We start from the raw sequence: 25,393 nt of genomic DNA on the forward strand, positions 1-25,393 counted from the left end.
CCCCCTGGGCTCCCTGTTGATCCCCTTCCGTCCCCAGACCCCTCCCCCCCGGTTGGGGGAGGGCTATGCCCTGGTGGCCAATCCGTGGCCAGCCGCTGAGCTGCTCAACAGTCTGCTGGTGGCCTCGGGTGAGGCGGCGCGGTCGGCCGAGCGCTGGCAGCGGGTGCTGGAACGGAGCCTGTGGCACCTGGGTGTCACCGACCCGAGTGGCAGCCTGGTGGGCTTCGTGCGGGTCACCAGTGACCTGGCCCTCAATGCCAACCTCTGGGACCTGTGCTGCGCCCCTGCCGATCCCGAGCGCGACAGGGTGCTGCGGGCGCTGGTGCAGGCCTCCCTGGGCCGGCTGCGGCGGGAGCTCTCAGGCTGCAGCGTGTCGCTGTCGGCGCCACCTGAGGCCATCAAGGCGTTGCAAGGCCTGGGCTTCATCGTGGATCCAGGCGGCATCCGCGCCATGGGCCTGCAGCTCTGAGGCCCGCAGAGCAGAAAAAACCCTCCGACCAGGGCCGAAGGGGAACAGACAGCGGCTGAGCGCAACGAGCATGGAGGGACTCGAACCCCCGACATTCAGAACCGGAATCTGACGCTCTATCCAACTGAGCTACATGCCCAAGCTGCGCCCGTGAGAGGGTGGCTGGCCGCTTGGCTGGCCATGGTGATGGCCGTCTCCGCAGCGGCCTTAGCTTAGCCGCTGGCCGCCACCAGACCCATCAGGCTGGATCGCCTCGAGCTGCTGCAGTTCCGCAACATCGCTCGGCTGGACCTGGGCCTGGAGGCCCCTCGCCTGCTGGTGCTCGGTCCCAATGGCGAGGGCAAGTCGAACCTGCTGGAGGCGGTGGAGCTACTCGGCTCGCTGCGCTCCCACCGCACCGGCTCCGACCGGGACCTGATCCAGCAGGGATGCAGCAGGGCCCGTATCCAGGGCCTCACCACCAGCGGCGATCTGCTGCAGCTCGACCTGCGCCGCAGCGGCGGGCGGCAGGCACGCCGCAACGGCAAGGCTCTGGAGCGGCAGCACGACCTGCTCGGCTCACTGCGCTGCGTCAGCTTCAGCGCCCTCGACCTGGAGCTCGTGCGGGGAGAGCCTGCCGGAAGGCGCCAATGGCTCGACCGGGTGGTGCTGCAGCTGGAGCCCCTCTATGCCGAGCTGCTCAGCCGCTATGGCCGCCTGATGCGGCAACGCAGCCAGCTGCTGCGGCGGGGCCTGGGCGGCCACGAACAGGCGGCGCTGCTGGACGCCTTCGACCAGCAGATGGCCCTGGTGGGAACGCGCCTGCACCGCCGACGGCACCGGGCCCTGCGCCGGCTGGAACCCCTGGCCAGCCGTTGGCAACAGCGCCTCAGCGGCGGTCGCGATGCCCTCACGATCAGCTACCGCAGCGGCACCAAGCTGGAAGGCGAGGAGGCGGAGGAGCCCTGGCGCGCCGCCCTGGCGGCCCAGCTGGTCGCCCAGCGCAGCGAGGAGTTGCGGCTGGGCCAGTGCGGGGTTGGCCCCCACCGCGATGAAGTCGCCTTTGGGCTGGCTGGCCAGCCAGCGCGGCGCTATGGATCGGCGGGGCAGCAGCGCACGCTGGTGCTGGCCCTCAAGCTGGCCGAGCTGGAGCTGGTCCACAGCGTGGTCGGCGAACCACCCCTGCTCCTGCTCGACGACGTGCTGGCCGAACTGGATCCCAACCGCCAGCAGTGGCTGCTCGAGGCCGTGGGCGAGGGGCACCAGTGTCTGGTGAGCGCCACCCACCTGGGGGCCTTTGGTGCTGGCTGGCAGCGGCAGAGCCAGATCGTGCAGCTGCAGGGCGGCGCCGTGGTCGAGGCGAGCTGAGCCCGGGTCCGAGAAGCCTTGCTCTCGCTGGACAGTCGGCGTCACGTAAGGTTGCCTTCCACCTTGATCAGATTCGATGATCCAGACCCTGCCTTGCCTCCATCCCCACCCCGGATGGAACGCAGCCCAAGCCGCAGCACACGCCGCCGCCCAAGCCTCCAGCCAGCCTGCTCCGATCACCGACACCGTCGGAAAACACTGCATTCTCGAGCTCTATGGGTGCGATCACGCCCGGCTCGACGACGAAGCCTTTCTCAGGGACACCATCACCGCCGCAGCGAAACGGGCTGGTGCCACCCTTCTGAACCTGATCACCCACCGCTTCGAGCCCCAGGGCGTCACCGGACTGGCCCTTCTGGCCGAATCGCACATCTCCATCCACACCTGGCCGGAATCCGGCTACGCCGCCGTGGATGTGTTCACCTGCGGCGACCACACCATGCCCGAGCGGGCCTGCGCCGTGCTCGCCGAGGAACTCGCCGCCGCCGAGCACAAGCTCACCAGCTTCCGGCGAGAAACCCCCGGCGCCATCCAGGTCAGCAGCCGTCTGCCGGCTGAGGTGGCCTGAGCGGTGCGAGGCCGCGATTGAGCTTGCCGCTCACCAGGCCCTCCAGATCCACCGCCACAGCGGTGAAGCCGAGGGCCAGAAACGCCTCCACCAGCTGCCGGCGGCGGGAACCATCCCGCCACTGCTCCAGGGCAGCCGTGAGTTCCGACTCCGGCAATTCGATGCGGGCCGTCTCCCCCTGGCAGCGCACCCGCAGCCGGGGCCAACCCCGTTCCAGCAACCAGGCCTCGGCGGCCGCCACCTGGTGCAGCCGGGCCGCCGTGATCGCCTCGCCATAGGGGAAGCGGGAGGCCAGGCAGGGCTGGGCAGGCTTGTCCCACCAGGGCAGACCCAGGGCCCTGGAGATCTGACGCACCCCGGCCTTGTCGATGCCGACTTCGGCCAGGGGTGAGCGCACCCCGTGCTCCCGCGCAGCGCGGATGCCGGGGCGGTGGTCGCCGAGATCGTCGTGGTTGACGCCGTCGAGCACCACCGCATCGCCGGCCGCCGCGGCCACCGGCGCCAGCAGCCGGTGCAATTCGCGCTTGCAGGCGTAGCAGCGCTCAACCGGGTTCGAGCTGTAGGCCGGGTCGGCCAGTTCGGCGGTGGCAATCTCCCGGTGGGCGATGCCCAGCCAGCGGGCCTGGGCGGCGGCCTCCTGGCGCAGGTGGGGAGCGAGGGCCGGCGACACGCCGGTGATCGCCAGCGCCGCGCTGCCGCATTGCTCCACCGCGAGGCAGGCCACCAGGGCGCTGTCCACCCCGCCGGAGTAGGCCACCACCACCTGGGGCAGGGCCGCCATGGCCTGCCGCAACGCCTCCAGACCTTCCTCGAGGCTGGGGGGCAGGCGCTCCAGGAGGGTGAACGTCAAGGCAGCAAGAGCAGGGGCCGGCGGCCGGGGTTCGATCCTGGCAGCTGCGGCCGACGGCTGGCCGCCAAACAGCCCGGTTGTGGTGGGTAGCATCGGGCGCGCAGCACGGCAGCGATGAGTCCGAGCACCACCGAGCCGTCACGCCTGGGCCAGGGCAGCCCTGGCGGTGGATCAGGCCGAGCCAGTGCCTCGGGGATCGGCATCCGCACCGCCTCGGGCCGCGATGAACGCACCCATGGCCAGCTGCACGTCTATGACGGCGATGGCAAAGGCAAGAGCCAGGCCGCCCTGGGGGTGGTGCTGCGCACCATCGGCCTGGGCATCTGCGAGCAGAAGCGCACCCGGGTGCTGCTGCTGCGCTTCCTCAAGGGCCCGGGCCGGGCCTACGACGAGGATGCCGCCATCGAGGCCCTGCAACAGGGCTTTCCCCATCTGATCGACCAGGTGCGCACCGGCCGGGGCGACTTCTTCAGCGCCGAGCAGGCCACCCGCTTCGACCGGCAGGAAGCTCAGCGGGGCTGGGACATCGCCAAGGGCGCCATCGCCAGCAACCTCTACTCCGTGGTGGTGCTCGACGAGCTCAACCCCGTGCTCGACCTGGGCCTGCTGGATCGGGAGGAGATCTGCCGCAGCCTGGCGGCCAAGCCCGATGGCATGGAGGTGATCTGCACTGGCCGCGGCGCCCCGCCCCAGCTGGTGCAGCTGGCTGATCTGCATTCCGAGATGCGGGCCCATCGCCGCCATGGTGACGCCGCCACCGCCGCCGCCGGCCTCGACGGCATCGAGATCTACACCGGCGAGGGCAAGGGCAAGAGCACCAGCGCGCTGGGCAAGGCCCTGCAGGCGATCGGGCGGGGCATCAGCCAGGACAAGAGCCACCGGGTGCTGATCCTGCAGTGGCTCAAGGGCGGCAGAGGATACACGGAAGACGCGGCGATCGCCGCCCTGCGCGAGAGCTATCCCCATCTGGTGGATCACCTGCGCTCGGGCCGCGATGCGATCGTGTGGCGCGGCCAGCAGCAGCCCATCGACTACGTGGAGGCCGAGAGGGCCTGGGAGATCGCCAGGGCCGCCATCTCCAGCGGCCTCTACAAGACGGTGATCCTCGATGAGATCAACCCCACCGTGGATCTGGAGCTGTTGCCCCAGGAGCCGATCGTGCAGACCCTGCTGCGCAAGCCAGCCGAAACAGAGGTGATTCTCACCGGCCGCTGCCGCAACCGACCCGCCTACTTCGACCTCGCCACCGTGCACTCCGAGATGGTGTGCCACAAGCACTACGCCGAGCGCGGCGTGGATCTCAAACGGGGGGTGGATTACTGAGCCCGAAGGCTCAGCGGCGCCTCGGCTCAGTAGCGCTGCACCGAGGGATCCACCTCCCGGCTCCAGGCGTCGATGCCGCCATTCACATTCACCCCCTCGATGCCGTGGCGGCCGAGGGCGATCAGGGCCTTGGCACTGCGGCCACCCAGCTTGCAGTGCACGTAGAGCTTCCTGCCTTCAGCCAGCTGGCGCACCTGCTCAATCGCCGCGCCACTCTCAATGTGATCAAGGGGCACCAGCACGGCCCCGGGAATTACGGCGATGTCCGCCTCCTGGGGATTGCGCACATCCAGCAGCAGGATGTCTTCGAGCTCACCATCGATCACGGTCTTGAGCTCCGCCACCGTGATGCTGGGCACACTGCCGGCCTCCTCCTGGCCCGGAGCCGTGCCGCCCACGCCGCAGAACTCCTGGTAGTCGATCAGCTTGTCGATCATCGGGCGCTCGGGGTTGGGACGCAGCTTCAGCTCCCTGAACTTCATGCCCAGGGCATCGAACAGCAGCAGGCGGCCGCTGAGGGTGGTGCCCAGGCCGGTGATGATCTTCACCGCCTCGGTGGCCTGGATCACGCCGATGATGCCGGGCAGCACACCCACCACCCCGCCTTCGGCGCAGGAGGGCACCATCCCCGGCGGCGGCGGCTCGGGGAAGAGGTCGCGGTAGTTGGGGCTTTCGGCATCCAGGTTGAACACCGTGGCCTGGCCCTCGAAGCGGAAGATCGAGCCGTAGACATTGGGCTTGCCCAGGAGCACGCAGGCGTCGTTCACCAGGTAGCGGGTGGGGAAGTTGTCGGTGCCGTCGCAGACCAGGTCGTAGGGCTCGATGATCGCCAGGGCGTTCTCGCTGCTGAGGGCCGTCTCGTAGAGATCCACCTGGCAGTGCGGGTTGATCTCGAGGATGCGGGCCCTGGCCGACTCGATCTTGGGCTTGCCCACCCAGCTGGTGCCGTGGATCACCTGGCGCTGCAGGTTGGAGTGGTCCACCACATCGAAATCGACGATGCCGATCCGGCCCACCCCGGCCGCAGCCAGGTAGAGCAGCAGGGGCGAGCCCAGGCCACCGGTGCCCACGCAGAGCACGGCGGAGGCCTTGAGGCGCTTCTGGCCCTCCATGCCCACCTCCGGCAGGATCAGGTGGCGCGAAAAGCGCACCACCTCATCGGGGCTGAGCTGGACTCCAGTGGTGTCGGGGGGGAGCATCGGCGGCGAGGGGCCCGGGCCACACAGCCACGGACCAGGTCAATGCTCCATTCTCCACGGCAGCGGCCTGGGCAGGGTGTTCCCCTCCTCCAGCCACCAGGCCAGCGCCTCGCCCTGGCGTCCCAGAATCACCATCAGGGCTGGCGCGCAGGTGAGGGCCAGGTCGGTGGGGGATGGCTCTGCGGCAGCTTCCGGGTGACTGTGGGCAGCGCCCAGCACCTGCAGGCCCCGCTGCCGCGCCCAGCGCTGGGCCACCAGTTGCTCCCTCGGATCAATGGCGAAACGGCGTTGGCGCTCCCCAGGCGGCGACCACACATTCAGGCAGGGCCAGAGCCGCTGCAGCTGCCAGAGCTGGTCAAGGCCGAGGCCCCGGCGTGAGCCCAGCAACAGGCAGCAGCCCTCTTCCGGCGCGGCGGAGCGCAGGATGGCGCCCAGGGCGGTGAGCAAGCCGGGATCAACGCCCAGGCCGGTTGGCGCGTTGGAGGTCACCCCGATACCTTATGGATCACTGTGATCCGGAGCCCGGCCCAGGCCATGAGCGACACCCCTACCCCCACGGTTGAAACCGAGCCCATGGCCGATGCTGATCCCACGCCGACCCCTGAAGCCTCTGCTGGCGAAGGCATCGACACCGCCGCGTTCAAGGAGCGCTACAAGGAGGTTCTCGGCAGCATCAACCAGACCCTGGGCCAGATCGACTGGAGCCAGATGGGCCGGATCGGCAAGGCCGGCGGCATTCTGCTCGTGGTGATCATCGCCCAGATCCTGATCAAGGGCGTGCTCGACACCGTCAACCTGCTGCCCCTCGTGCCCGGCCTGCTGGAGCTGCTCGGCCTGGTGGTGGTGGGTCATTGGGGCTGGAAGAACCTCACCACCAGCGAAAAGCGCAGCGCCGTGGTCAACAAGCTGCAGACACTCCGCAACGAGTATCTGACCTGACGGACTCCTGGCCAGCCCTCTGCCCTCAGGGGGTGTCCAGCAGGCTGAGCATCGACGCTTCGGCCTGGCTGCGGTAGCCACCGCCGAACAGGTTGGCGTGGTTGAGCAGGTGATAGAGGTTGTAGAGCTCCACACGGCCAGGCGCCCCGCTGGGCAGGGGCCAGGTGGCTTGATAGGCCGCAAAAAAGCTGGCGGGGAAGCCTCCGAACAACTGCGCCATGGCCAGATCCACTTCCCGGTCGCCCCAGTAGGCCGCAGGGTCGAACAGGGCCGCACCGCCGCCGCGGAGCAGCCCGGCATTGCCGCTCCAGAGGTCGCCGTGCACGAGTACCGCTTCCGGCCCATGGGAGGCAAGCCGCTCCTGAGCCCGCTCCAGAACGGCGTCCGCGCTGGCAAAGGCCTCACCCCGCGCCGCCGCCATGGCCAGCTGGGGCTTCAGCCGACGCTGCACAAAGAAGCTGGCCCAACGGGGGAGCCAGCCATTGGCCTGGGGAGCTGAGCCAATGAAGTTGTCGGTCTCGAAGCCATAGCCCCTGCCGCCCTGCCCTCCCCTGCTGGCCCGATGCAGCTGCGCGAGGCCCTGACCCAGCTGCGACCAGCCCCCCGTGCCCCCGGGGGCCAGGTCCAGCCAGGGCAGCACCAGCACGGCCTGGTCGCCCACCAGCTCCAGGGCCAGGGGCTGGGGCACCCGCAGGCCGTCCGGCGGCCAGGCCCCCAGGGCGGCCAGCCCCGCGGCTTCGGCTTCCAGCAGCGCCATGGCGCCGCTGCCGCCGGTCTTGGCGAAGACGCTGGTGCCCTCCGCATCCACCAGCCGCCAGGCCCGATGGATGCAGCCGCCCCCTACAGGGTTCTGGGCGATGGGGCGCAGGCCCAGCCGGGCTTCGCACCAGGCCGCCAGGGGCTCGGAGGGGACACTCACCACGACGCCGCAGACCTGCCTGCCAGCATGCCGCCATGGCAGAGGTGCTCGACGTGGCGGTGGTGGGGGCCGGCATCGCCGGACTCACGGCCGCGGCGCTGCTGGCCGATGCGGGCCTGACGGTGGAGCTGCTCGAGGCCCACGACCAGTGCGGTGGCTGCGCCGGCACCTTCAAGCGCGGGCCGTACGTGTTTGACGTGGGGGCCACCCAGGTGGCGGGCCTGGAGCCCGGCGGCAGCCATGCCCGCCTCTGCCAGCACCTGGGCATCGACCTGCCGGCCGCCAGGCCCCTCGATCCAGCCTGTGTGGTGCACCTGGGTGACGGCAGCGCCCCGGTGCGGCTGTGGCGCGACCCCGAGCGCTGGCGGCAGGAGCGGCTGAGCCAGTTTGCGGGCAGTGAACCCTTCTGGCGCCTCTGCGCGGCCCTGCACCGCGCCAACTGGGGCTTTGCGGCCCGGGACCCCGTGCTGCCGCCCCGCAATGGCTGGGATCTGGGCCAGCTGCTGGGCGCCCTGCGGCCCGCCAACCTGGCCAGCGGTCTGTTCGCCGCGGCCACTGTGGCCGATCTGCTGGCCCTGTGCGGCTGCGGGAACGACCAGCGGCTGCGCCGCTTTCTGGATCTGCAGCTGCGGCTCTACTCCCAGGAGCCCGCCGATCGCACCGCCGCCCTCTACGGGGCCACGGTGCTGGCCATGGCCCAGGAGCCCCTGGGGCTCTGGCATCTGGAGGGCTCGATGCAGAGCCTCAGCACGGCCCTGGAGCAGGCCCTGGGCCAAGCGGGTGGGCGCCTGCGCCTGGGGCACCGGGTGGAGCGGCTGCGGCGGCAGGATGGCTGCTGGCAGCTCCAGGGACAGCGCTGCGGGCAGCAGCGCGAAGGGCAGAGCTTTGAACGCAGGGCCCGCGATCTGGTGCTGGCGATCCCGCCCCAGGGCCTGCCCCAGCTCCTGGACACCCCCAGCCTGGGGGCGTCCTACCAACGCCGCCTCGACCAGCTGGCTGATCCCTCTGGGGCCCTGGTGCTCTACGGGGCGGTGGATCGCCAGGCCCTGCCCGCCGACTGTCCCTGCCACCTGCAGTTGGCGTGGGACGACCCCGGCGCTCTGTTCGTGTCGGTGAGTCAGCCCGGCGACGGCCGAGCCCCAGAGGGGCAGGCCACCGTGATCGCCAGCGTGTTCACCCCCGCCCGCCCCTGGTTCAGCCTTGAGCGGCAGGCCTACGGGGCGGCCAAGACCCGGGCCATGGCCGCCATCCAGCGGGGGTTGGAGCAGCTGCTCGGCCTGGACCCCTCCGCCTGGCGGCATCGCGAGCTCGCCACACCGCGGGGGTTTGCCCGCTGGACCGGCCGTCCCTTCGGCTTCGTGGGCGGACTGGGTCAGCGGCCGGGGACTTTCGGACCGTTCGGGCTGGCCAGCCGCACGCCGATCGAGGGCCTCTGGCTGTGTGGGGATGCGATCTACCCCGGCGAGGGCACCGCGGGCGTGAGCCTCTCGGCACTGATGGCCAGCCGCCAGCTGCTGGCGGCGCGGGGCCACCGGCTGGAGCTGCGGAGCGCAGCAGCTGAACTCACAGAAACTCCGGGCGCAGCCGCTGACAGGCACTGAGGTCGGCCTCGAGGGCGTCCCACTCGGACGAGGCCAGGCGGTGCTCCAGGGCCTCCAGGCTGAGCCGGTAAGCCGCCAGGGCCTCCTGGAGAGCCATCTGGTTGCCGCGGGCCATCAGGGTGCCCAACTGTGGATTGCCCCCTCCCACCCGGCTCGTGTCGGCGAAGCCGCTGGAGGCCAGGGCACGCACCAGATCCGGCAGCTCTCCCCCCTGGGCAGCGGCGGCGGCGTCGACGCTCTGCAGCAGGGCCGCACTCACCAGCACCGGCAGATGGGAGATGAGGGCGGCGGCGCGGTCGTGGGCCTCGGCCGGGCAGCTGATCGGCCGGGCTCCCACCAGCTCGGCCAGGGTCCACACCAGGGCCAACGCCTCCGGGTCGGTCGCCGCCCCTGGCGTCAGCACCCAGGGCCGACCGCGAAACAGCCCCGGTACGCCGGCCTCCACGCCGGCGGCCTCCGTGCCGGCCATGGGGTGGCTGGCCACGAAGCGCGGATGCAGCGCCGACCAGCGCTCCAGCACCGGAGCCTTGACCGAGCCCACATCGGTGACCACCGCCGCTGCTGGCAGGGCCTGCACCAGCTGGGGCGGAGGATCCAGCAGGCCATCGAGGGGCAAGGCCAGCACCACCAGGGAACAGTCCTGCAGCAGCGCCGGGTCATCGCTCACCGCTGTGGCCAGCTGCCGCTGCCGGGCACGCTCCGCCGTGGCTGGGCGCCGCACCAGGGCCCGTACCTCCACCCCCAGGGCCTGCAGATCCAGGCCGATGGAGCCGCCGATCAGGCCGAGCCCCACGATGCCGACAGGACCCCGCAGGCTGCGTGGGGGCTCCCTCGGGGGCGTAGATGGCGGTGCTGTTGTCATGGTTGCAGTGCCCTGCGCCCAGCTTCCTACGATTCAGGCCCCCGGCTGACGGCGGATGCTTGAGGCCCAGGCCCACCACGAGCTGAAGGCGCTGCTGCGGCGGGAGGGGCGTGGCGCTCACGATGGCTGGCCGCACCAGCTCAGCCTCTGCCGGCTGGTGGCCCGCAGCCTGCGGCGGGGCGACCGCACCCTGGTGCGCCTGACTCCGGGCAGCGACCCCGGTTGGTTGCTGGGGCTGCTGGTGCCCCTGGCCCTGGGCGAGACCCCGGTGGTGCTGGTGCTGAGCCAGGGCCTGAAGCAGCGTCTGCTGCAGGTGGAGCTGGCCCGCCTCGGCAGGGCCGGCCTCAGCCTGCCCTGCTACGAGGGCGAGGATCCCGGCAACGCCAAGGTGTGGCTGCTGAGTGTGCCTGAGCTGGTGAGCGCCTGGCGAGGCGACAGGCTGAAGGGGCGTCAGCTGGTGATCCCGGAGGCCGAGCAGCTCGACGCCCGGCTGAGGGCCAGCCTGGCGCTGCGTCTTGACGCCGCGGACTGGGAACGACTGGCCCGGGCCCATCCCGCCCTGCGGACCGGCCTCGGTGAGCTGTACAGCCGCCTGAGCAGGCAGGTGATGGCCCATCCGGGTGGATCGAGGCGACCGCTGCTGCTGTCCCCGGAAGACGAAGCCCCCCTGCGCCAGCTGCTGGGGCTGCTCCATCCCCTGCCGGAGCCCTGGGCGACCTGGCGCTCCAGTGGCGGCGACGCCTGGGTGAGCTGGACGGAGCGGGAGCCCACCAGAGCGCAGCAGGCCCCCTCAGTCGAGGGGCTGCCGCCGGCCGAGCGGCTGCTGCAGTGGAGCCTGCACCGGCAACCGCTTGAGCCCCTGCGGGTGCTCGAGGGCCTGATGGACGGCCAGGGGGCCGTGGTGGTGGCCGAGCTCGCCAGCACGATGGGGCAACTGGGGCTCCCGGGTGGCCCGGCCCTCGGCCTCGAGCCCGACGTCGTGGTGGATCTGGGAGCGGAGCCCCTGGCCGATCCGCTGCCTCTGTATGCGCCGCTGCGCCAGCCCCTGCCCAACAGTCCCCGCTACGGCGAACACCTGCTGGAGCAGTGTCGCCGCCTGGTGCTTGGCCAGGGGGGCCTCACCCTGGTGCTGCTCGATGACGAGGGGCTGCGCCTCTCCCTGGCCAGTGGCCTGGCGGCCGAATTCGGCAGCCGGGTGGTGCACGAGCACACGGCGCCCGAGAGCCACGGTGTGGTGTGTGCCCGCTGGAGCTGGTGGCTGACGCACCAGGGCCGGATGCCCGATCCGTCCCAGATCGTGGTGGCCCTGCTACCGATCGCCAGCCTCGACGATCCCCTCACCGCCGCCCAGGTGCTGGCCCTGCGCCGGGAGGGACGCGACTGGTTCCGCGAACGCCTGCTGCCCGATGGCCTCACCCGCCTGCAGCTGGGCGTGGTGGGGTTGCGTCGCCAGGGGGGCCGGCTGGCCGTGCTGGACGGCCGCCTCAGGGGGCGAAGCTGGGGGCGTCAGGTGCTGCGTGCCCTGGAGCCCTGGGTGAACCTGAGCCGCCTCCTGCCCCACTAGTTCTGGCCGTAGCCTGATCGGGCGCGTCAACCACCAGGAGCTGCACCCATGGGCGAGGCCCGCCGCCGCGAGAGTCAGGGACTGCCCCCGAGGGCCCCGAAGCGCACGGCCGCGCCCGATACGTCGCCCCGCCTGGCCCCCTGGCTGCCCCTCACCCGCAACCAGGCCAATCGCTTTGTCTCCCTCACCACCCGGGGGGCCTGGGTGGGGATCGGCGCCCTGGTGCTGTTCTGGCTCACGGTGCGCTTCATCGGCCCTGGCCTGGGTTGGTGGGCCCTGGCCGACGGCTGAGACGGCGTGTGCCGGGATGCTCGTCAGGAGGTGAGCATTCATACCCACGCGAATTGGAAGAAAAGCTTAGGGTTGGCCCACACTGTGATGGCGCCATGTTTCCCCGGCTCGCGGAGCAGTACCGCTCCGTTGTTCAAGATCTGGTGATGAGCCTGCAGGCCCTGGCCTCAAGCCTGCAGAGCCGCGGCATGGCCGCTACCTGCTACAGCTGCGGAGACGGCCGCGATGGCCATGGCGCCTCTTTCGTCGCCAACCTCGGCACCAATCACATGGTGCGATTCCTGGTGTCCGATTTCGGCATCAGCTGGATTGAATCCCGCAACGGCCACGAGCTGGTCAAGCTGGAAGGCGCCGAGGCCATCCAGGAACTGCAGCGGGTCGCCCAGATGCTGCAGAACGGCCCCGCCACCGAAGCCGCCCTGCTGGCCGGCGCTCAGCAGGCCGAGCCGCCGGCCCTGATCTGAAGCGTCCCCTGCGTCATCTGGTCCGTCATCCGGCCGGTCATCCGGCCACCGGCAGCTTCCCTGCTGCTGGGGTTCCAGAGCCGTCCTCAGCACCCACGGGCTGAGCCACAACAGCTGCTTTGGCGGCGGCAGCCAGGGGCTTGAGCGAGTTGGCCGTCACCTCCGAGCCTTCCTTGAGCTTCTGACGGGTGCGTTGTTCGATCTCCACGGCCTGGTCGGGGTTCTGCTCCAGCCAGGTGATCGTGTTGTCGCGCCCCTGGCCGATGTTGTCGCCCTCGTAGCTGTACCAGGCGCCCTTGCGGATCACCACGGCGGTTTCCTCGGCCAGGTCCAGCAGGCAACCGAGGGTGCTGATGCCGCGGCCGAAGAGGATGTCGAACTCGGCGATCCGGAACGGCGGGGCCACCTTGTTTTTGGCCACCTTCACCTTGGCCCGGATGCCGTACTCCTCGGTGCCGCGCTTGAGGGTCTGGATGCGGCGGATGTCGAGACGCACCGAGGCATAGAACTTGAGCGCATTGCCACCGGTGGTGGTTTCCGGGCTGCCATAGGTGACGCCGATCTTCTGGCGCAGCTGGTTCAGGAAGATCACCGTGCAGCCGGACTTGCCGATGTTGCCGGTGATCTTGCGCATCGCCTGGCTCATCAGCCTGGCCTGGCTGCCCACGGCCAGATCACCCATCTCACCCTCAATCTCAGCCCTGGGGGTGAGGGCCGCCACGGAATCGACCACCACGATGTCCACGGCGGCGGAGCGCACCAGCTGGTCGACGATCTCCAGGGCCATCTCGCCGGTGTCCGGCTGCGACACCAGCAGATTCTCGATATCGACGCCAAGCGAAGCCGCGTAGACCGGATCGAGGGCGTGTTCCGCATCCACGAAGGCAGCCACCCCTCCGCGCTTCTGAACCTCGGCAATGGCATGGAGGGTCAGGGTGGTCTTGCCGGAGCTCTCGGGCCCATACACCTCCACCACCCGGCCCTTGGGGTAGCCGCCGCCGAGGGCCAGGTCCAGGGTCAAGGCCCCGGTGGAGATGGTCTCCACCCGCATGCGGGAGGCGTCCCCCAGCCGCATGATCGAGCCCTTGCCGAAATTGCGCTCGATCTGGTTGAGCACCAGGCCGAGGGCCTTGTCTCGCTCCGCGGCGGCCCGGGCATCGGCAGGGGACGCCGCACCACCGGAGGAGGCAGCGGCAGAGACGTAGGAAGCGGCCTTGGAATCAGCAGGCATGGAATCGGATCAACGATGGAACGGGCCGCGGAGCCATCCTGCGACCACTGGATTGTCAGTACCACCCGCAAAGGCCGGCGTCTCAATCGCGCCTAGTACGGACGTACTCTACCGGGTCAGGGCCAGGTTGCCAGGGGGGCCGCGAACCGCTCCGGCGTGAGCCAGTGAATCCTGGCCGGGAGCCCCAGGGCGTCCCGGGGGCCGAGATAACCCCAGCTCACCAGGAAGCAGCGCACCGCGTTGAGTTCAGGGTCAGCGGCCACCCGCTCGAGGGTGGGGCGTCGGTCTTCGACGAACCAGAGCCGGGGGTGATCGGCCTGCAGGCGGCGCAGCACCTCAGGCTTGCTGCCCTGGTCATGGCCATAGAGCGCCTGGGGCTCCAGCCCCGCGCCGCGGAGGATCTCGCGGGCGAAGGCGGCGCCCTTGGTGGTGAGCACGGCCCAGGAGCTGCCTTCAGCTTCCAGCTGCCGCACACGCTCCACCACGTTGGGGTAGAAGCGATGCAGCGCCAGCCAGGCTGCGGGGTCGGTGGCGATCGCCTCGGTCCGCACCTGCTCCAGCACTCCCTGAAGCTGCGCTTCGCTCCAGCCCCACCGGGCCAGGGCCTGGGGCACGGCCTCCCTGTAGCCGGCCACGAGACCCTCGAGGTCGAGGTCTGGGCGCGACAGCTCCGCGGCCATCAGCACCATCTCCCAGCCCTTGTGAATCAGGGGGCGCAGGCGGGCAAAGGCTGGGTGGGGGGGCTCTGGCCAGGCCAGGCCAGGAACCAGGCGCTCGGCGGCGGCGCTGGCCGCCCACCAGTACTCAGCCATCCCATCGACCAGGACGCCGTCGAAGTCGAACACCAGAAAGGGGGAGCCGGCCATGGAGGGCTGCCGCAGGGGTGGGCTGGGTCCTGGGCCAGGGCGGGCTGAGCCGGGGGAGTGTTGAAACTGGGCCGCTAGGATTCGAACCTAGGAATGGCGGGACCAAAACCCGCTGCCTTACCACTTGGCGACGGCCCAATACTGGTCCCTTGACTGGCTTGCCGCTGAACCGACTGGCCGCTGAGGGAACATCCCGCAGGGACAGGGAGCTCTGCGCGGAAGCATCCCAGGAACGCTAAGCCACGCTGGAGGGAGATCCGGGCGGCTGTCACCCCAGAGTGATCTGGGCCTAGCTAGTTACCCACAACGGCCGGTCCTTCGTCAACGCCTGGGCGCCGATCGCTCCGCAGCATCAGGCCGGGAACAGCCGCAGCCGCTGATCGCCGGCGGGGCCGAACACCGCGGAGCGCACCCGGTAGCGGCCCGCCAGCTCGCTCTGCAGCTGGCGCACGCGCCCACTGCGGGGCAGCAGCTCCACCGGCTGGCCCCGGGCCAGCACCACCTGCTCCAGCGCCAGTCGGCACTCCTCCAGGGCCGCATGGGCATCGTCCGCGGCGGCGGCGTCCAGGGCGGGCTCCCCGGCGGGGCGGCGGCGGGCCAGGAGGCGCTCGAGAGCTCGCTGCAGCTGGGGCAGGGCGGCGCTCTTGATCACCAGGATCGGCAGGCCCAGGTCCTGGGCCTGGCGGCGCACATGGGGATCGCGGCCGAGCTGCTGGCGGGCGCTGAGCACCACATCGGCCAGCTCCACGCTGCCCACCACCTCCACGGGCAACTGGCGGGCCCGCACCACCTGCTCCAGCAGGCTGCGGCTGACCCCGGCGCCGTAGACGCGCAGCGGCGCCCTGCCGGCCGGACCGACCTCGGGCTGCGGCGACAGCGGATCGGGGCCGGCGGCGGCTGGCAGGGGATCCAGATCCAGGGGCGGCAGGGGGCGCTGGCTCAGCCGGGGCGCCGCCGGTGGGATCGGGCCACGCGTCGCCAGGGGCGGATCCCGCAGCTGCAGTCGCCCATCGGGTCCCAGTTCGCGCACCTGGGGGCGGGCCACCTGGCCCCGCAGCAGCAGGTCCACCGTGCCGGCCACCTCGTTGTGGATCAGCCAGCGATGGCGGCTGTGCATCTCCACCGCCAGGGGGAAGGTGGGCTCGGCGGCCCGCTCCAGCACGGTCTTCTGGGTGCGGCGCCGTCGCGCCTCCTCGTCTCCCAGGGTCACCGACTGGATGCCGCCCACCAGGTCGCTGAGGGTGGGGTTCTTGATCAGGTTGGAGAGCTCATTGCCATGGGCCGTGGCCACCAGCATCACGCCCCGCTCGGCGATGGTGCGTGCCGCCTGGGCCTCCCGCTCCGTGCCGATCTCATCGATCACGATCACTTCGGGCATGTGGTTTTCCACCGCCTCGATCATCACTTCGTGCTGCAGCTCGGGGCGGGCCACCTGCATGCGCCGGGCCCGCCCGATGGCCGGATGGGGGATGTCGCCGTCGCCGGCGATCTCGTTGCTGGTGTCGATCACCACCACGCGCTTGCAGAGGTCGTCGGCCAGCACCCGGGCGATCTCCCGCAGGGCGGTGGTCTTGCCGACCCCAGGGCGCCCCATCAGCAGCAGCGACTGGCCTGAATCGAGCAGGTCGCGCACCATCACCACCGTGCCGAACACGGCGCGACCCACCCGGCAGGTGAGGCCCACGACGGTGCCGGTGCGGTTGCGGATGGCGCTGATGCGGTGCAGCGTGGAGGCGATACCGGCCCGGTTGTCGCTGCCGAACGCCCCCAGCTGACGCACCACCGCCTCCAGGTCGGCGCTCTGCACCGGTTGCGCTCCCAGCTCAATGGCCCGCCCCGGGTAACGGGCTTCCGGCACCCGTCCCAGGTCGAGCACCACCTCGAGCAGCTGCTGGCGGCGCTCCTCGCTGGCCAGGGCCCGCTGCACCGGCCCGGGCAGCACCGCGAGCATGCGGTCCAGATCATCGGTGACCCGCTGGCTGAACGGTGGGGCGGGCGGGGGCGGCCCTGCATCGGCGGCGGGGGTCAGGGGCTCGGAGAAAGGCACCGCAATGGCTGGGGGCAAGGCTCTGGACCCGCTCGTTCTAGCCAGGGCCCCACCAGCGAGCGGGCCAGGTGCAGCGCTTCGGGCAGGAGTTCCGGCAGGGTCAGCAGCGAATGGCCGCGCCGCTGGGCCTCCTGCAGCAGGGGCTGCAGCCGTCGCCGCGCCACCCCGCCGAAGGCCACGCCGGCACAGCCGCGGGCCAGGGCCGGCTGCCGCTCCAGCAGGGGCAGGGTGGCAGCGTTGGTGCCGCCGGCCAGCTGCAGGGGGCCCGGGGGCAGATGCCCCTGCCTGCGCCGCAGCAAGGCCACGGCGGCATGGGCCGTGCCCTGGCCCAGATCACCGCTCATCGGGCGGCCATCCAGTTGCCAGAGGGGCGCAAAGCCGCAGGAGCGCAGGGCCCCATAGCGCTGCCACAGCTCCCGGGCGGTGAGGTCGCCGGCGGCACTCACCGCCAGCCGCCGCAGCGGCACACCGCTGGCCCTCAGCTGCTCCAGCCTCTCCTGAAAGCCCTGCAGGCGCCCCGGCTGGGTGTGGAGTTCCACGGCATCGGGCGCCAGCTGGCGCAGCAGGGGCGCCACCGCAGCGGCCTCCAGCACCTGGCTGCGTTCTTCGATCAGCCCATGGGGGCAGGCGGGCAGGCAGCGGCCGCAGCCGTAGCAGCGGGCGTCCAGCACCCCGGCGGCACCGGTGGCCGCCTCGCCGATGGCCAGGGCCGGGCAGATCCGCTCGCAGGGACGGGGACAGTCAGCCGGGCAGGCGCCGGGATCGAACCAGGCCTTGCGGAAGTGGGGGTCGGCGCCGTCGCTGAGGCTCAGCATCAGCCAGGGACGCCGGGCGCCGTGGCGGTCGGCCCAGTCAAGCCCCCGACGGGCCGCCGCCACGACGGCCGGGTCCGCGGCCACGTCGACGCAGTGGACCCCGGCCAGGGCGTAGAGCCCGGCCAGGTCTTCGATGGCAGCCAGATCGTGATTGCTGGCGCCGCCGATCCACTTCACCCAGCGCCCCTGGCGCAGGGCCGCGTCCGGGGTCAGGGCCAGACCTGGAGGGGAGCTCAGGCCGCCACCAGCAACTGCTCCAGGGGCTGCCACTGCAGCTGCCGGGCACCACCCATCTCCACCACGATGCGCAGCCGCGACTCCCGGCGGGTGAGATCGATCAGGGAACTCAGCTCCCCTGTGGAAAGCACCTTGCCCTCCAGCAGCCACAGGAGGATGGGCCCGCCGCCCTCGAGCAGGCTGCCCAGCTGGGGCATCACCCGATGCACCTCACCCACAGCAGCCGTGCGGCCCACGCACTGGTGGCCGAGATGGGGTGGGCGCACGCCATGCAGCTGCATCAGAAAGGCCTCGGGATCGCCGAGGCCCCGGGCCGACGTGATCTGGGCGCGATAGCCCGCGGCGCGCAGCCGGCGCATCAGCCGGGTTTCGGCACCGCCTTCGAGGGGGGCGAACAGGGCAAGGGCCCCTGCTTTCTCAAGGTCCTGCCGGAATCCACGACCGGAGAGCAGCAGTGGCATGGTGAGGTCGGCTCGGTCTGCCGGCAAGTTTGACAGCCCCGGCCCCGTTTCGCTCCAGACGCCACCGCCCGGCAGGCCCGGAACCGCAGCCGCAGCACCTCACGAACACCGCCGCGCAGTCGCGGACACACCGCCGGGATCCGATCACCCTCCAGGCCGTGAGCCAGGAGGGGGTCAGGTCATGCGTTACATTTGATCGGTGTGCTTCGAATCCGCGCCCGTCCGCTAGCCGGGCCTCCGGATCCCTGCACCCGATCACCAGTGGTGGTGATCGATCCGGCCCAAGCGGAGGGTCCAGATCTCGATGTCAGGCTCCGGCCTGAAGCGCGATCGCCGATCCACCGCCGGGAAACTTCCTGAACGCACCAGCCCCTCTACGGAGTGCGGCCAGTCCGGTCCAGGCCAGTCCCAGCCGCGCTGAACAGAGTCCGCTCTGTCTCGCTAGCGCCCTGAGCTTCGTGATCCAGGAATCCCATCGCTCGTCGGTGGTCGCCTGCGGGTGATCCAGCGACAGCCACCCGTCTGCTCCAGGCAGACGGATCAGTGCCGCTTCCTGACCAGAACGTTCAAGGCCCTGCCAGACCAACGCTTCCTCTGCCTCAGCTTCACCGGATGCGTCCGGTGGTCCAGCTGGCGTTGACTCCCTACCTATGTCCATCGGCATTCTTGGGAAGAAACTGGGCATGTCCCAGTTCTTCGACGAGGCAGGCAAGTCCATCCCGGTCACCGTGATCGAGGCTGGCCCCTGCCGCATCACCCAACTCAAATCCAGCAGCACGGACGGCTACACCGCCGTGCAGCTCGGCTTCGGCGACATTCGCGAGAAGCTGGTCAACAAGCCCGCCAAGGGCCACCTGGCCAAATCCGGCGAGGAGGTGCTCCGCCATCTCAAGGAGTACCGAGTCGACAGTCTCGATGGGCTGGAGCTCGGCGCCGTCGTCTCTGTTTCGGCCTTTGAGGCTGGCCAGAAGGTCGATGTGAGTGGCGACACCATGGGCCGGGGCTTCTCCGGCTACCAGAAGCGCCACGGCTTCAGCCGCGGCCCGATGACCCACGGCTCCAAGAACCACCGCGAGCCCGGCTCCACCGGTGCCGGCACCACGCCCGGCCGCGTCTACCCCGGCAAGCGGATGGCCGGCCGCTATGGCGGCAAACAGATCACCACCCGCGGCCTCGTGATCCTCAAGGTGGACACTGAGCGCAACCTGCTGGTGGTGAAGGGATCCGTGCCCGGCAAGCCCGGAGCCCTGCTGAACATCTGCCCGGCGAACCGGGTGGGCGCCAAGGCCGGGAACTGAGGAGAACCGAGAACATGGCTGATTGTGTGATTCGCGACTGGCAGGGCAAGGAAGCCGGCAAGGCTGCCCTCGACCTCAAAGTCGCCAAGAAGAGTTCCGCCACCGACCTGGTGCACCGCGCCGTGGTGCGCCAACTGGCCCACGCCCGCCAGGGCACGGCCAGCACCCTGACCCGGGCCGAGGTGGCCGGTGGTGGCCGCAAGCCCTACAAACAGAAGGGCACGGGCCGGGCCCGTCAGGGCTCGATCCGCACCCCACTGCGGCCCGGCGGCGGCGTGATCTTCGGACCCAAGCCCCGCAGCTACAACCTGGCGATGAACCGCAAGGAGCGGCGCCTGGCCCTGCGCACGGCCCTAATGAGCCGCGTGGCCGACATCACGGTGGTCAAGGGCTTCGGCTCTGACCTTGACACCCCCCGCACCAAGGAGATCACCGCGGCGCTGGGGCGATTCGGCATCGAGGCGGGCACCAAGGTGCTCGTGATCCTCGACAACCCGTCTGAAGTCGTGCGCAAATCCGTGCGCAACCTCGAGACGGTGAAGCTGATCGCCGCGGATCAGCTCAACGTGTTCGACCTGCTCCACGCCAGCACGCTGGTGCTGAGCGAGGAGGCACTCGCGAAGATTCAGGAGGTCTACGGCGATGACTGAACGTTTTGCAGGTCGGCTCGCGGATGTGATCCGTCGGCCCCTGATCACCGAGAAGGCCACCCGCGCCCTCGAGTTCAATCAGTACACCTTCGAGGTGGACCACCGGGCCGCCAAGCCCGACATCAAAGCAGCGGTGGAAGCCCTGTTCGATGTGAAGGTGCTGGGCGTCAGCACCATGAATCCGCCACGCCGCTCGCGCCGCGTTGGCCGCTTCGCTGGCAAGCGTGCCCAGGTCAAGAAAGCGGTGGTGCGCCTGGCCGAGGGCAACGCCATCCAGCTGTTCCCTGAGTCCTGAGGGGTCTGAAACCACATGGCAATCCGTAACTACCGCCCCATCACCCCCGGCACCCGCACCCGCGTGGCCAGCGACTTCACCGAAGTCACCGGCCGCGGACGGGAACGGGGCCTGGTGGTGGCCAAGCACCGCCGCAAGGGCCGCAACAACCGCGGTGTGATCACCTGCCGCCACCGCGGCGGTGGCCACAAGCGCCTCTACCGGCTGGTGGACTTCCGCCGTGACAAGCACGGTGTGACCGCCAAGGTGGCGGCCATCCACTACGACCCACACCGCAACGCGCGGCTGGCCCTGCTCTTCTACGCCGATGGCGAGAAGCGCTACATCCTGGCCCCGGCCGGGATCGAGATCGGCCAGCAGGTGGTGTCGGGCCCCGATGCCCCGATCGAAACCGGCAATGCCCTGCCGCTCTCGTCCATCCCCCTCGGCTCCAGCGTTCACAACGTGGAGCTGTATGCCGGTCGCGGCGGCCAGATGGTGCGCACCGCCGGCGCCAGCGCCCAGGTGATGGCCAAGGAAGGTGAGTACGTCGCCCTCAAGCTGCCCTCCACTGAGGTGCGGCTGGTGCGGCGTGAGTGCTACGCCACCCTCGGTGACGTGGGCAACTCCGAAGTGCGCAACACCAGCCTGGGCAAGGCCGGCCGCAAGCGCTGGCTGGGCCGCCGCCCGGAAGTGCGGGGTTCGGTGATGAACCCCTGCGACCACCCCCACGGTGGTGGTGAGGGCCGGGCGCCGATCGGCCGCTCAGGCCCTGTCACCCCCTGGGGCAAACCGGCCCTCGGCCTCAAGACCCGCAAGCGGAACAAGCCCAGCAATCGGTTTGTGCTGCGGAAACGTCGCCGCACCTCCAAGCGGAGCCGTGGCGGACGCGATTCCTGATGACCCACACCGCATTGCCCGCCTCCTGATCCGCTATGGGACGTTCACTCAAAAAAGGTCCGTTTGTTGCCGACAGCCTGCTCAGCAAGGTTGAGAAGCAGAACGCTGCCAACGACAAAACCGTGATCAAAACCTGGTCACGCGCCTCCACGATTCTGCCGATGATGATCGGACACACGATTGCCGTGCACAACGGCAAATCCCATGTGCCTGTTTACGTGACCGAGCAGATGGTGGGGCACAAACTCGGGGAATTCGCCCCCACCCGCACCTTCCGCGGCCACATCAAGGACAAAAAAGGAGGCCGTTGATCCATGGCTAACACTGCTCCCAACCAGGCAGCGCCCAACCAGGCCCTCGCTCACGGCCGCTACATCCGTGGCTCCGTGAGCAAGGTGCGGCGGGTGCTCGATCAGATCCGTGGCCAGAGCTACCGCGAGGCCCTGATCATGCTCGAGTTCATGCCCTTTCGCTCCACGGGCCCGATCACCAAGGTGCTCCGCAGCGCCGTGGCCAATGCCGAGCACAACCTCGGTCTCGATCCAGCCACGCTGGTGGTCACCGGGGCCACCGCTGACATGGGACCTTCCCTGAAGCGGTATCGCCCCCGTGCCCAGGGTCGCGCCTACGCGATCAAGAAACAGACCTGCCACATCAGCATCGCTGTGGCCCCTTCCGCCTGACCCCCGAGGACACCGAACCGATGGGACACAAAATCCATCCAACCGGCCTGCGCCTGGGGATCACCCAGGATCACCGCTCCCGCTGGTACGCCCCAAGCAAGACCTACCCGACCCTCCTCCAGGAGGACGACCGGATCCGCAAATTCATCCACAAGAAGTACGGCTCCGCCGGCATCTCCGATGTCCTGATCGCCCGCAAGGCCGACCAGCTGGAAGTGGAACTGAAGACGGCCCGCCCCGGCGTGCTGGTGGGCCGCCAGGGCAGCGGCATTGAGGATCTGCGCACGGGCATCCAGAAAACCGTGGGTGATGCGAGCCGCAAGGTGCGCATCAACGTGGTGGAAGTGGAGCGTGTCGACGCCGATGCCTTCCTGCTGGCTGAGTACATCGCCCAGCAGCTCGAGAAGCGCGTGGCCTTCCGCCGCGTCATCCGGATGGCTGTGCAGCGGGCCCAACGGGCCGGCGTGCTCGGCCTCAAGATCCAGGTGAGCGGCCGCCTCAACGGCGCTGAGATCGCGCGCACCGAATGGACCCGGGAAGGCAGGGTGCCCCTGCACACCCTGCGGGCCGACATCGACTACGCCACCAAGCTGGCCAGCACCACCTATGGGGTGCTGGGCATCAAGGTGTGGGTCTTCAAAGGTGAAGTGTTGCCTGGGCAGAAGGAGCAACTGCCCGTTGGCGCCGCTCCCCGCCGCCGCACCAGTCGGCAGCCGCAACAGTTCGAAGACCGCTCGAACCAGGAGTGATCAGGAGGCCTGAACCATGCTGAGTCCAAAACGCGTCAAATTCCGTAAGCAACAGCGAGGTCGCATGCGCGGCGTCGCCACGCGCGGCAACACCATCGCCTTCGGGGATTTCGCCCTGCAGGCCCAGGAGTGCGGCTGGATCACATCCCGCCAGATCGAAGCCAGCCGTCGGGCCATGACCCGCTACGTCAAGCGGGGCGGCCAGATCTGGATCCGCATCTTCCCGGACAAGCCCGTGACCATGCGCCCTGCGGAAACCCGCATGGGATCCGGTAAGGGCAACCCGGAATTCTGGGTGGCCGTGATCAAGCCGGGCCGCATTCTCTTTGAGATGGGCGGCGCTGAGATCACCCCGGAAATTGCCCGGGAGGCGATGCGCCTGGCGCAGTACAAGCTGCCCCTCAAGACCAAGTTCCTCACCCTGGCCGACCAAGAGGCCGCGGCCGATGAGCCCGCAGCAGCCGCTGCGGCGGTGGCCGAACCCGCCCATTCCGTGGAGTCCTGACCATGGCCCTTCCCGTTATCGCCGACGTGCGCAAGCTCAGCGACGGCGACCTCATCGAGCAGGTCAACGCCACCCGGCGCGAGCTGTTCGATCTGCGCTTCCAGCAGGCCACCCGCCGCCTGGAACATCCGCACCGCTTCAAGGCAGCCCGCATCAAGCTGGCTCACCTGCTCACGGTGCAGAACGAGCGCAAGGGCTCCACTGCCCCAGCTGATTCAGCCTCCTGATACCCCCCGTGATCCCCATGGCACTCAAGGAAAGGGTCGGCACCGTCGTCAGCGACAAGATGGACAAGACGGTGGTGGTGGCGGTGGAAAACCGCTTCCCTCACCCCATCTATCAGAAGACGGTGAGCCGCACCAAACGCTACAAAGTCCACGACGAAGACAACAGCTGCAAGGTTGGCGACAGGGTGCGGATCACCGAGACCCGCCCGCTCAGCCGCACCAAGCGCTGGACCGTGGCCGAGGTGTTCAACGCCTCTGCCCACTCCTGAGGAGAAACGACCCATGATTCAACAAGAGACGTTTCTCAATGTCGCTGACAACAGCGGCGCCAAGCGCATTCAGTGCATTCGGGTGCTCGGCACCAACCGTCGCTACGCCCACGTCGGCGACGTGATTGTGGCCGCCGTCAAAGATGCCATGCCCAACATGGGCGTCAAGAAATCGGATGTGGTCAAGGCCGTGGTGGTGCGCACCAGGGCCACCCTGCGTCGCGACACGGGCAACGCCATCCGCTTTGATGACAACGCTGCCGTGATCCTCGGCAACGAGAACAACCCGAAGGGCACACGGGTGTTCGGTCCGGTGGCCCGGGAGTTGCGTGAGCGCAACTTCACCAAGATTGTGTCCCTCGCTCCGGAGGTGATCTGACCATGGCCACCGCAACGCCAAAATCCAAGCCCGCTGAGCGCATCAAGATGCGTCTCAAGAAGGGCGACACCGTGCAGGTGATCAGCGGCAAGGACAAGGGCAAAACCGGAGAGGTTCTGCGCACCCTGCCCTACGACAATCGCGTGGTGGTTCAGGGAATCAACCTGCGCACCCGTCATGTCAAGCCCACCCAGGAGGGCGAGACCGGTCGCATCGTCACGGAGGAAGCCTCACTGCATGCCTCCAACGTGATGCTGTATTCCACCACCAAGAACGTGGCCAGCCGCGTCGAAATCGTGGTCGAGAAAGACGGCACCAAGAAACGTCGCCTCAAGAAAACAGGCGAACTTCTCGACTGACCCCCTTCAATCCACCCTGCTGCCGAGTTCCCCCTGCCTTCTGACCCAGCCCAGAAGCGCAACCTCTTCCCCCGCCATGTCCCTCAAACAGCGCTACCGGGAGACGATTCAACCCAAGCTCCTCAAGGATCTGAGTCTCTCCAATGTCCACGAAGTCCCGAAGGTGGTGAAAGTCACCCTCAATCGGGGCCTGGGTGAAGCCGCCCAGAATGCCAAGGCCCTCGAGGCCTCGATCGCGGAACTGGCCACCATCACCGGCCAGAAAGTGGTGGTGACCCGGGCCAAGAAGGCGATCGCCGGCTTCAAGATCCGCCAGGGCATGCCGATCGGCGTCGCCGTCACCCTCAGGGGCGAACGGATGTATGCCTTCCTGGAACGGCTGATCAACCTGGCCTTGCCCCGCATCCGCGACTTCCGTGGCGTGAGCCCGAAGAGTTTTGACGGCCGCGGCAACTACACCCTGGGAATTCGAGAGCAGATCATCTTCCCTGAAATCTCGTTCGAGAAGATCGATGCGATCCGTGGCATGGACGTGACGATCGTGACGAGCGCCCGTAACGACGAAGAGGGCCGGGCCCTTCTCCGCGAGATGGGAATGCCGTTCCGCAGCAACTGAGCCCTCTTCGGACCTGACCCATGGCCAATCACGACCCCATTTCCGACATGCTCACCCGCATCCGCAATGCGAGTGAGAAACGTCACGAGACCACCAAGATCCCGGCTTCCCGCCTGATCCGCAGCATTGCCAACGTGCTGCAGCAGGAAGGCTTCATCGCTGCCATCAGCGAAGAAGGCGAAGGGGTGCTGCGCCACATCGTGGTGGAACTCAAGTACAGCGGTAAGCACCGCCAGCCCACCATCCGCTCCGTCCAGCGGGTGAGCAAGCCGGGCCTGCGCATCTACAAGAACAATCGTCAGCTGCCCAAGGTGCTGGGCGGCCTCGGTGTGGCCATCATCTCCACCTCCAAGGGAGTGATGAGCGACCGTGACGCCCGCAAGCAGGGCGTGGGTGGCGAAGTGCTCTGCTACGTCTACTGATCAGGGAGA

General features: G+C 69.3%; 33 protein-coding genes and 2 tRNA genes. 23 read left to right on the plus strand and 12 right to left on the minus strand.

Annotation, left to right across the window (positions count from 1 at the left end; all coding sequences use genetic code 11):
- Positions 1 to 16 precede the first annotated feature (16 nt).
- On the plus strand, positions 17 to 469 hold the full coding sequence (locus CyaNS01_RS12005; protein ID WP_186697264.1) for an N-acetyltransferase: 453 nt from the start codon (positions 17 to 19) through the stop codon (positions 467 to 469).
- 65 nt (positions 470 to 534) lie between these two features.
- Here CyaNS01_RS12005 and CyaNS01_RS12010 read toward each other — a convergent pair.
- A tRNA-Arg gene (locus CyaNS01_RS12010) sits at positions 535 to 608 on the minus strand.
- A 98-nt stretch (positions 609 to 706) separates the two neighbouring features.
- On the opposite strand from CyaNS01_RS12010, the gene recF reads away from it, so the two are divergent.
- A complete protein-coding gene (recF, locus tag CyaNS01_RS12015) occupies positions 707 to 1,816 on the plus strand; it encodes a DNA replication/repair protein RecF (RefSeq protein ID WP_186700768.1) in 1,110 nt (369 codons plus the stop codon).
- A 76-nt stretch (positions 1,817 to 1,892) separates the two neighbouring features.
- The gene (gene speD, locus CyaNS01_RS12020; protein WP_186697265.1) at positions 1,893 to 2,384 is read left to right on the plus strand and encodes an adenosylmethionine decarboxylase; all 492 of its coding nucleotides are present in this window, start codon (positions 1,893 to 1,895) and stop codon (positions 2,382 to 2,384) included.
- On the opposite strand, the gene larE is transcribed toward speD, so the two are convergent.
- Complete coding sequence (gene larE / locus CyaNS01_RS12025) at positions 2,353 to 3,234, minus strand: ATP-dependent sacrificial sulfur transferase LarE (protein ID WP_225875669.1); 882 nt, start codon at positions 3,232 to 3,234, stop codon at positions 2,353 to 2,355. The two genes, speD and larE, sit on opposite strands and share 32 nt — an antisense overlap.
- A 114-nt stretch (positions 3,235 to 3,348) precedes the next feature.
- Between larE and CyaNS01_RS12030 the strand changes: the two genes are divergently transcribed.
- The gene (locus CyaNS01_RS12030) at positions 3,349 to 4,557 is read left to right on the plus strand and encodes a cob(I)yrinic acid a,c-diamide adenosyltransferase (RefSeq protein ID WP_225875670.1); all 1,209 of its coding nucleotides are present in this window, start codon (positions 3,349 to 3,351) and stop codon (positions 4,555 to 4,557) included.
- A 26-nt stretch (positions 4,558 to 4,583) separates the two neighbouring features.
- Here CyaNS01_RS12030 and moeB read toward each other — a convergent pair whose 3' ends face one another.
- Together moeB and CyaNS01_RS12040 are read right to left on the minus strand one after the other, a co-directional pair.
- Positions 4,584 to 5,756: a molybdopterin-synthase adenylyltransferase MoeB gene (gene moeB / locus CyaNS01_RS12035; RefSeq protein ID WP_186697267.1), complete on the minus strand. Its 1,173-nt coding sequence runs from the start codon at positions 5,754 to 5,756 to the stop codon at positions 4,584 to 4,586.
- A gap of 39 nt (positions 5,757 to 5,795) precedes the next feature.
- Positions 5,796 to 6,245, minus strand: a complete 450-nt coding sequence (locus CyaNS01_RS12040) for a M67 family metallopeptidase (RefSeq protein ID WP_186697268.1) — start codon at positions 6,243 to 6,245, stop codon at positions 5,796 to 5,798.
- Positions 6,246 to 6,290: 45 nt separating this feature from the next.
- Between CyaNS01_RS12040 and CyaNS01_RS12045 the strand changes: the two genes are divergently transcribed.
- The gene (locus CyaNS01_RS12045) at positions 6,291 to 6,695 is read left to right on the plus strand and encodes a CAAD domain-containing protein (protein ID WP_186697269.1); all 405 of its coding nucleotides are present in this window, start codon (positions 6,291 to 6,293) and stop codon (positions 6,693 to 6,695) included.
- A 25-nt stretch (positions 6,696 to 6,720) separates the two neighbouring features.
- Here the strand turns inward: CyaNS01_RS12045 and CyaNS01_RS12050 are convergent, their stop codons facing one another.
- A complete protein-coding gene (locus tag CyaNS01_RS12050) occupies positions 6,721 to 7,614 on the minus strand; it encodes a fructosamine kinase family protein (RefSeq protein ID WP_186697270.1) in 894 nt (297 codons plus the stop codon).
- Positions 7,615 to 7,649: 35 nt separating this feature from the next.
- Between CyaNS01_RS12050 and crtD the strand changes: the two genes are divergently transcribed.
- On the plus strand, positions 7,650 to 9,215 hold the full coding sequence (crtD, locus tag CyaNS01_RS12055) for a C-3',4' desaturase CrtD (RefSeq protein ID WP_186697271.1): 1,566 nt from the start codon (positions 7,650 to 7,652) through the stop codon (positions 9,213 to 9,215).
- On the opposite strand, the gene CyaNS01_RS12060 is transcribed toward crtD, so the two are convergent.
- Entirely contained in the window at positions 9,178 to 10,077 is a 900-nt protein-coding gene (locus tag CyaNS01_RS12060; RefSeq protein WP_186697272.1) for a prephenate/arogenate dehydrogenase, read from the minus strand. The genes crtD and CyaNS01_RS12060 overlap by 38 nt on opposite strands.
- A gap of 55 nt (positions 10,078 to 10,132) precedes the next feature.
- On the opposite strand from CyaNS01_RS12060, the gene CyaNS01_RS12065 reads away from it, so the two are divergent.
- The 3 genes from CyaNS01_RS12065 (at position 10,133) to CyaNS01_RS12075 (ending at position 12,396) form a co-directional block, all read left to right on the plus strand.
- Positions 10,133 to 11,641, plus strand: a complete 1,509-nt coding sequence (locus tag CyaNS01_RS12065; RefSeq protein ID WP_186697273.1) for a helicase — start codon at positions 10,133 to 10,135, stop codon at positions 11,639 to 11,641.
- 48 nt (positions 11,642 to 11,689) lie between these two features.
- Positions 11,690 to 11,932 (plus strand): DUF2839 domain-containing protein, encoded by a 243-nt coding sequence (locus CyaNS01_RS12070; RefSeq protein WP_186697274.1) that lies wholly within the window; start codon positions 11,690 to 11,692, stop codon positions 11,930 to 11,932.
- A gap of 95 nt (positions 11,933 to 12,027) precedes the next feature.
- The gene (locus CyaNS01_RS12075) at positions 12,028 to 12,396 is read left to right on the plus strand and encodes a DUF1815 family protein (protein WP_186697275.1); all 369 of its coding nucleotides are present in this window, start codon (positions 12,028 to 12,030) and stop codon (positions 12,394 to 12,396) included.
- A 37-nt stretch (positions 12,397 to 12,433) separates the two neighbouring features.
- On the opposite strand, the gene recA is transcribed toward CyaNS01_RS12075, so the two are convergent.
- From recA to CyaNS01_RS12105, 6 genes are all read right to left on the minus strand, one after another.
- A complete protein-coding gene (recA, locus tag CyaNS01_RS12080; protein ID WP_186697276.1) occupies positions 12,434 to 13,627 on the minus strand; it encodes a recombinase RecA in 1,194 nt (397 codons plus the stop codon).
- Between the two features lie 116 nt (positions 13,628 to 13,743).
- Positions 13,744 to 14,493 carry an HAD family hydrolase gene (locus CyaNS01_RS12085; RefSeq protein WP_186697277.1) on the minus strand — a complete coding sequence of 250 codons (750 nt, stop codon included), beginning with the start codon at positions 14,491 to 14,493 and terminating at the stop codon, positions 13,744 to 13,746.
- A gap of 66 nt (positions 14,494 to 14,559) precedes the next feature.
- A tRNA-Gln gene (locus CyaNS01_RS12090) sits at positions 14,560 to 14,631 on the minus strand.
- Positions 14,632 to 14,845: 214 nt separating this feature from the next.
- Positions 14,846 to 16,444, minus strand: a complete 1,599-nt coding sequence (locus CyaNS01_RS12095) for an AAA family ATPase (protein WP_186700772.1) — start codon at positions 16,442 to 16,444, stop codon at positions 14,846 to 14,848.
- A gap of 74 nt (positions 16,445 to 16,518) precedes the next feature.
- Complete coding sequence (locus tag CyaNS01_RS12100) at positions 16,519 to 17,568, minus strand: LdpA C-terminal domain-containing domain (protein ID WP_186700774.1); 1,050 nt, start codon at positions 17,566 to 17,568, stop codon at positions 16,519 to 16,521.
- Between the two features lie 20 nt (positions 17,569 to 17,588).
- Positions 17,589 to 18,053, minus strand: a complete 465-nt coding sequence (locus CyaNS01_RS12105; RefSeq protein WP_186697278.1) for an NAD(P)H-quinone oxidoreductase subunit N — start codon at positions 18,051 to 18,053, stop codon at positions 17,589 to 17,591.
- Positions 18,054 to 18,703: 650 nt separating this feature from the next.
- On the opposite strand from CyaNS01_RS12105, the gene rplC reads away from it, so the two are divergent.
- From rplC to rpsH, 14 genes are all read left to right on the plus strand, one after another.
- Positions 18,704 to 19,351 carry a 50S ribosomal protein L3 gene (gene rplC, locus CyaNS01_RS12110; protein WP_186697279.1) on the plus strand — a complete coding sequence of 216 codons (648 nt, stop codon included), beginning with the start codon at positions 18,704 to 18,706 and terminating at the stop codon, positions 19,349 to 19,351.
- Between the two features lie 14 nt (positions 19,352 to 19,365).
- Positions 19,366 to 20,001, plus strand: a complete 636-nt coding sequence (gene rplD, locus CyaNS01_RS12115; RefSeq protein ID WP_186697280.1) for a 50S ribosomal protein L4 — start codon at positions 19,366 to 19,368, stop codon at positions 19,999 to 20,001.
- The gene (locus CyaNS01_RS12120) at positions 19,994 to 20,296 is read left to right on the plus strand and encodes a 50S ribosomal protein L23 (protein WP_186697281.1); all 303 of its coding nucleotides are present in this window, start codon (positions 19,994 to 19,996) and stop codon (positions 20,294 to 20,296) included. Before rplD ends, CyaNS01_RS12120 begins: the two co-directional genes overlap by 8 nt.
- A 15-nt stretch (positions 20,297 to 20,311) precedes the next feature.
- The gene (gene rplB, locus CyaNS01_RS12125; RefSeq protein ID WP_186697282.1) at positions 20,312 to 21,175 is read left to right on the plus strand and encodes a 50S ribosomal protein L2; all 864 of its coding nucleotides are present in this window, start codon (positions 20,312 to 20,314) and stop codon (positions 21,173 to 21,175) included.
- A gap of 35 nt (positions 21,176 to 21,210) precedes the next feature.
- Entirely contained in the window at positions 21,211 to 21,486 is a 276-nt protein-coding gene (gene rpsS / locus CyaNS01_RS12130; RefSeq protein WP_186697283.1) for a 30S ribosomal protein S19, read from the plus strand.
- Positions 21,487 to 21,489: 3 nt separating this feature from the next.
- Positions 21,490 to 21,858, plus strand: coding sequence for a 50S ribosomal protein L22 (gene rplV / locus CyaNS01_RS12135; RefSeq protein ID WP_186697284.1), 369 nt, complete (start codon positions 21,490 to 21,492; stop codon positions 21,856 to 21,858).
- A 20-nt stretch (positions 21,859 to 21,878) separates the two neighbouring features.
- Positions 21,879 to 22,607: a 30S ribosomal protein S3 gene (gene rpsC, locus CyaNS01_RS12140; protein WP_186697285.1), complete on the plus strand. Its 729-nt coding sequence runs from the start codon at positions 21,879 to 21,881 to the stop codon at positions 22,605 to 22,607.
- Between the two features lie 16 nt (positions 22,608 to 22,623).
- A complete protein-coding gene (rplP, locus tag CyaNS01_RS12145) occupies positions 22,624 to 23,112 on the plus strand; it encodes a 50S ribosomal protein L16 (protein ID WP_186697286.1) in 489 nt (162 codons plus the stop codon).
- A gap of 2 nt (positions 23,113 to 23,114) precedes the next feature.
- Positions 23,115 to 23,339 (plus strand): 50S ribosomal protein L29, encoded by a 225-nt coding sequence (gene rpmC / locus CyaNS01_RS12150; protein WP_186697287.1) that lies wholly within the window; start codon positions 23,115 to 23,117, stop codon positions 23,337 to 23,339.
- Positions 23,340 to 23,356: 17 nt separating this feature from the next.
- Positions 23,357 to 23,608, plus strand: a complete 252-nt coding sequence (gene rpsQ, locus CyaNS01_RS12155) for a 30S ribosomal protein S17 (RefSeq protein WP_186697288.1) — start codon at positions 23,357 to 23,359, stop codon at positions 23,606 to 23,608.
- 13 nt (positions 23,609 to 23,621) lie between these two features.
- Positions 23,622 to 23,987 (plus strand): 50S ribosomal protein L14, encoded by a 366-nt coding sequence (gene rplN / locus CyaNS01_RS12160; protein WP_087068059.1) that lies wholly within the window; start codon positions 23,622 to 23,624, stop codon positions 23,985 to 23,987.
- A gap of 2 nt (positions 23,988 to 23,989) precedes the next feature.
- On the plus strand, positions 23,990 to 24,346 hold the full coding sequence (gene rplX, locus CyaNS01_RS12165; RefSeq protein WP_186697289.1) for a 50S ribosomal protein L24: 357 nt from the start codon (positions 23,990 to 23,992) through the stop codon (positions 24,344 to 24,346).
- A 76-nt stretch (positions 24,347 to 24,422) separates the two neighbouring features.
- Entirely contained in the window at positions 24,423 to 24,962 is a 540-nt protein-coding gene (rplE, locus tag CyaNS01_RS12170) for a 50S ribosomal protein L5 (protein WP_186697290.1), read from the plus strand.
- A gap of 20 nt (positions 24,963 to 24,982) precedes the next feature.
- A complete protein-coding gene (gene rpsH, locus CyaNS01_RS12175; RefSeq protein ID WP_186697291.1) occupies positions 24,983 to 25,384 on the plus strand; it encodes a 30S ribosomal protein S8 in 402 nt (133 codons plus the stop codon).
- Positions 25,385 to 25,393 lie beyond the last annotated feature (9 nt).

The sequence above is a fragment of the Cyanobium sp. NS01 genome (genome assembly GCF_014280235.1).
GTDB lineage: Bacteria > Cyanobacteriota > Cyanobacteriia > PCC-6307 > Cyanobiaceae > NIES-981.

What these genes read in the sequence shown, in the direction of transcription:
- speD (WP_186697265.1), top strand. Translation starts at nt 1,893, where the DNA reads ATGATCCAGACCCTGCCTTGCCTCCATCCCCACCCCGGATGGAACGCA.
- CyaNS01_RS12030 (WP_225875670.1), top strand. Translation starts at nt 3,349, where the DNA reads ATGAGTCCGAGCACCACCGAGCCGTCACGCCTGGGCCAGGGCAGCCCT.
- moeB (WP_186697267.1), bottom strand. Translation starts at nt 5,756, where the DNA reads ATGCTCCCCCCCGACACCACTGGAGTCCAGCTCAGCCCCGATGAGGTG.
- CyaNS01_RS12045 (WP_186697269.1), top strand. Translation starts at nt 6,291, where the DNA reads ATGAGCGACACCCCTACCCCCACGGTTGAAACCGAGCCCATGGCCGAT.
- crtD (WP_186697271.1), top strand. Translation starts at nt 7,650, where the DNA reads ATGGCAGAGGTGCTCGACGTGGCGGTGGTGGGGGCCGGCATCGCCGGA.
- CyaNS01_RS12060 (WP_186697272.1), bottom strand. Translation starts at nt 10,077, where the DNA reads ATGACAACAGCACCGCCATCTACGCCCCCGAGGGAGCCCCCACGCAGC.
- CyaNS01_RS12065 (WP_186697273.1), top strand. Translation starts at nt 10,133, where the DNA reads ATGCTTGAGGCCCAGGCCCACCACGAGCTGAAGGCGCTGCTGCGGCGG.
- CyaNS01_RS12070 (WP_186697274.1), top strand. Translation starts at nt 11,690, where the DNA reads ATGGGCGAGGCCCGCCGCCGCGAGAGTCAGGGACTGCCCCCGAGGGCC.
- CyaNS01_RS12075 (WP_186697275.1), top strand. Translation starts at nt 12,028, where the DNA reads ATGTTTCCCCGGCTCGCGGAGCAGTACCGCTCCGTTGTTCAAGATCTG.
- recA (WP_186697276.1), bottom strand. Translation starts at nt 13,627, where the DNA reads ATGCCTGCTGATTCCAAGGCCGCTTCCTACGTCTCTGCCGCTGCCTCC.
- CyaNS01_RS12085 (WP_186697277.1), bottom strand. Translation starts at nt 14,493, where the DNA reads ATGGCCGGCTCCCCCTTTCTGGTGTTCGACTTCGACGGCGTCCTGGTC.
- CyaNS01_RS12095 (WP_186700772.1), bottom strand. Translation starts at nt 16,444, where the DNA reads ATGCTCGCGGTGCTGCCCGGGCCGGTGCAGCGGGCCCTGGCCAGCGAG.
- CyaNS01_RS12105 (WP_186697278.1), bottom strand. Translation starts at nt 18,053, where the DNA reads ATGCCACTGCTGCTCTCCGGTCGTGGATTCCGGCAGGACCTTGAGAAA.
- rplC (WP_186697279.1), top strand. Translation starts at nt 18,704, where the DNA reads ATGTCCATCGGCATTCTTGGGAAGAAACTGGGCATGTCCCAGTTCTTC.
- rplD (WP_186697280.1), top strand. Translation starts at nt 19,366, where the DNA reads ATGGCTGATTGTGTGATTCGCGACTGGCAGGGCAAGGAAGCCGGCAAG.
- CyaNS01_RS12120 (WP_186697281.1), top strand. Translation starts at nt 19,994, where the DNA reads ATGACTGAACGTTTTGCAGGTCGGCTCGCGGATGTGATCCGTCGGCCC.
- rplB (WP_186697282.1), top strand. Translation starts at nt 20,312, where the DNA reads ATGGCAATCCGTAACTACCGCCCCATCACCCCCGGCACCCGCACCCGC.
- rpsS (WP_186697283.1), top strand. Translation starts at nt 21,211, where the DNA reads ATGGGACGTTCACTCAAAAAAGGTCCGTTTGTTGCCGACAGCCTGCTC.
- rplV (WP_186697284.1), top strand. Translation starts at nt 21,490, where the DNA reads ATGGCTAACACTGCTCCCAACCAGGCAGCGCCCAACCAGGCCCTCGCT.
- rpsC (WP_186697285.1), top strand. Translation starts at nt 21,879, where the DNA reads ATGGGACACAAAATCCATCCAACCGGCCTGCGCCTGGGGATCACCCAG.
- rplP (WP_186697286.1), top strand. Translation starts at nt 22,624, where the DNA reads ATGCTGAGTCCAAAACGCGTCAAATTCCGTAAGCAACAGCGAGGTCGC.
- rpmC (WP_186697287.1), top strand. Translation starts at nt 23,115, where the DNA reads ATGGCCCTTCCCGTTATCGCCGACGTGCGCAAGCTCAGCGACGGCGAC.
- rpsQ (WP_186697288.1), top strand. Translation starts at nt 23,357, where the DNA reads ATGGCACTCAAGGAAAGGGTCGGCACCGTCGTCAGCGACAAGATGGAC.
- rplN (WP_087068059.1), top strand. Translation starts at nt 23,622, where the DNA reads ATGATTCAACAAGAGACGTTTCTCAATGTCGCTGACAACAGCGGCGCC.
- rplX (WP_186697289.1), top strand. Translation starts at nt 23,990, where the DNA reads ATGGCCACCGCAACGCCAAAATCCAAGCCCGCTGAGCGCATCAAGATG.
- rplE (WP_186697290.1), top strand. Translation starts at nt 24,423, where the DNA reads ATGTCCCTCAAACAGCGCTACCGGGAGACGATTCAACCCAAGCTCCTC.
- rpsH (WP_186697291.1), top strand. Translation starts at nt 24,983, where the DNA reads ATGGCCAATCACGACCCCATTTCCGACATGCTCACCCGCATCCGCAAT.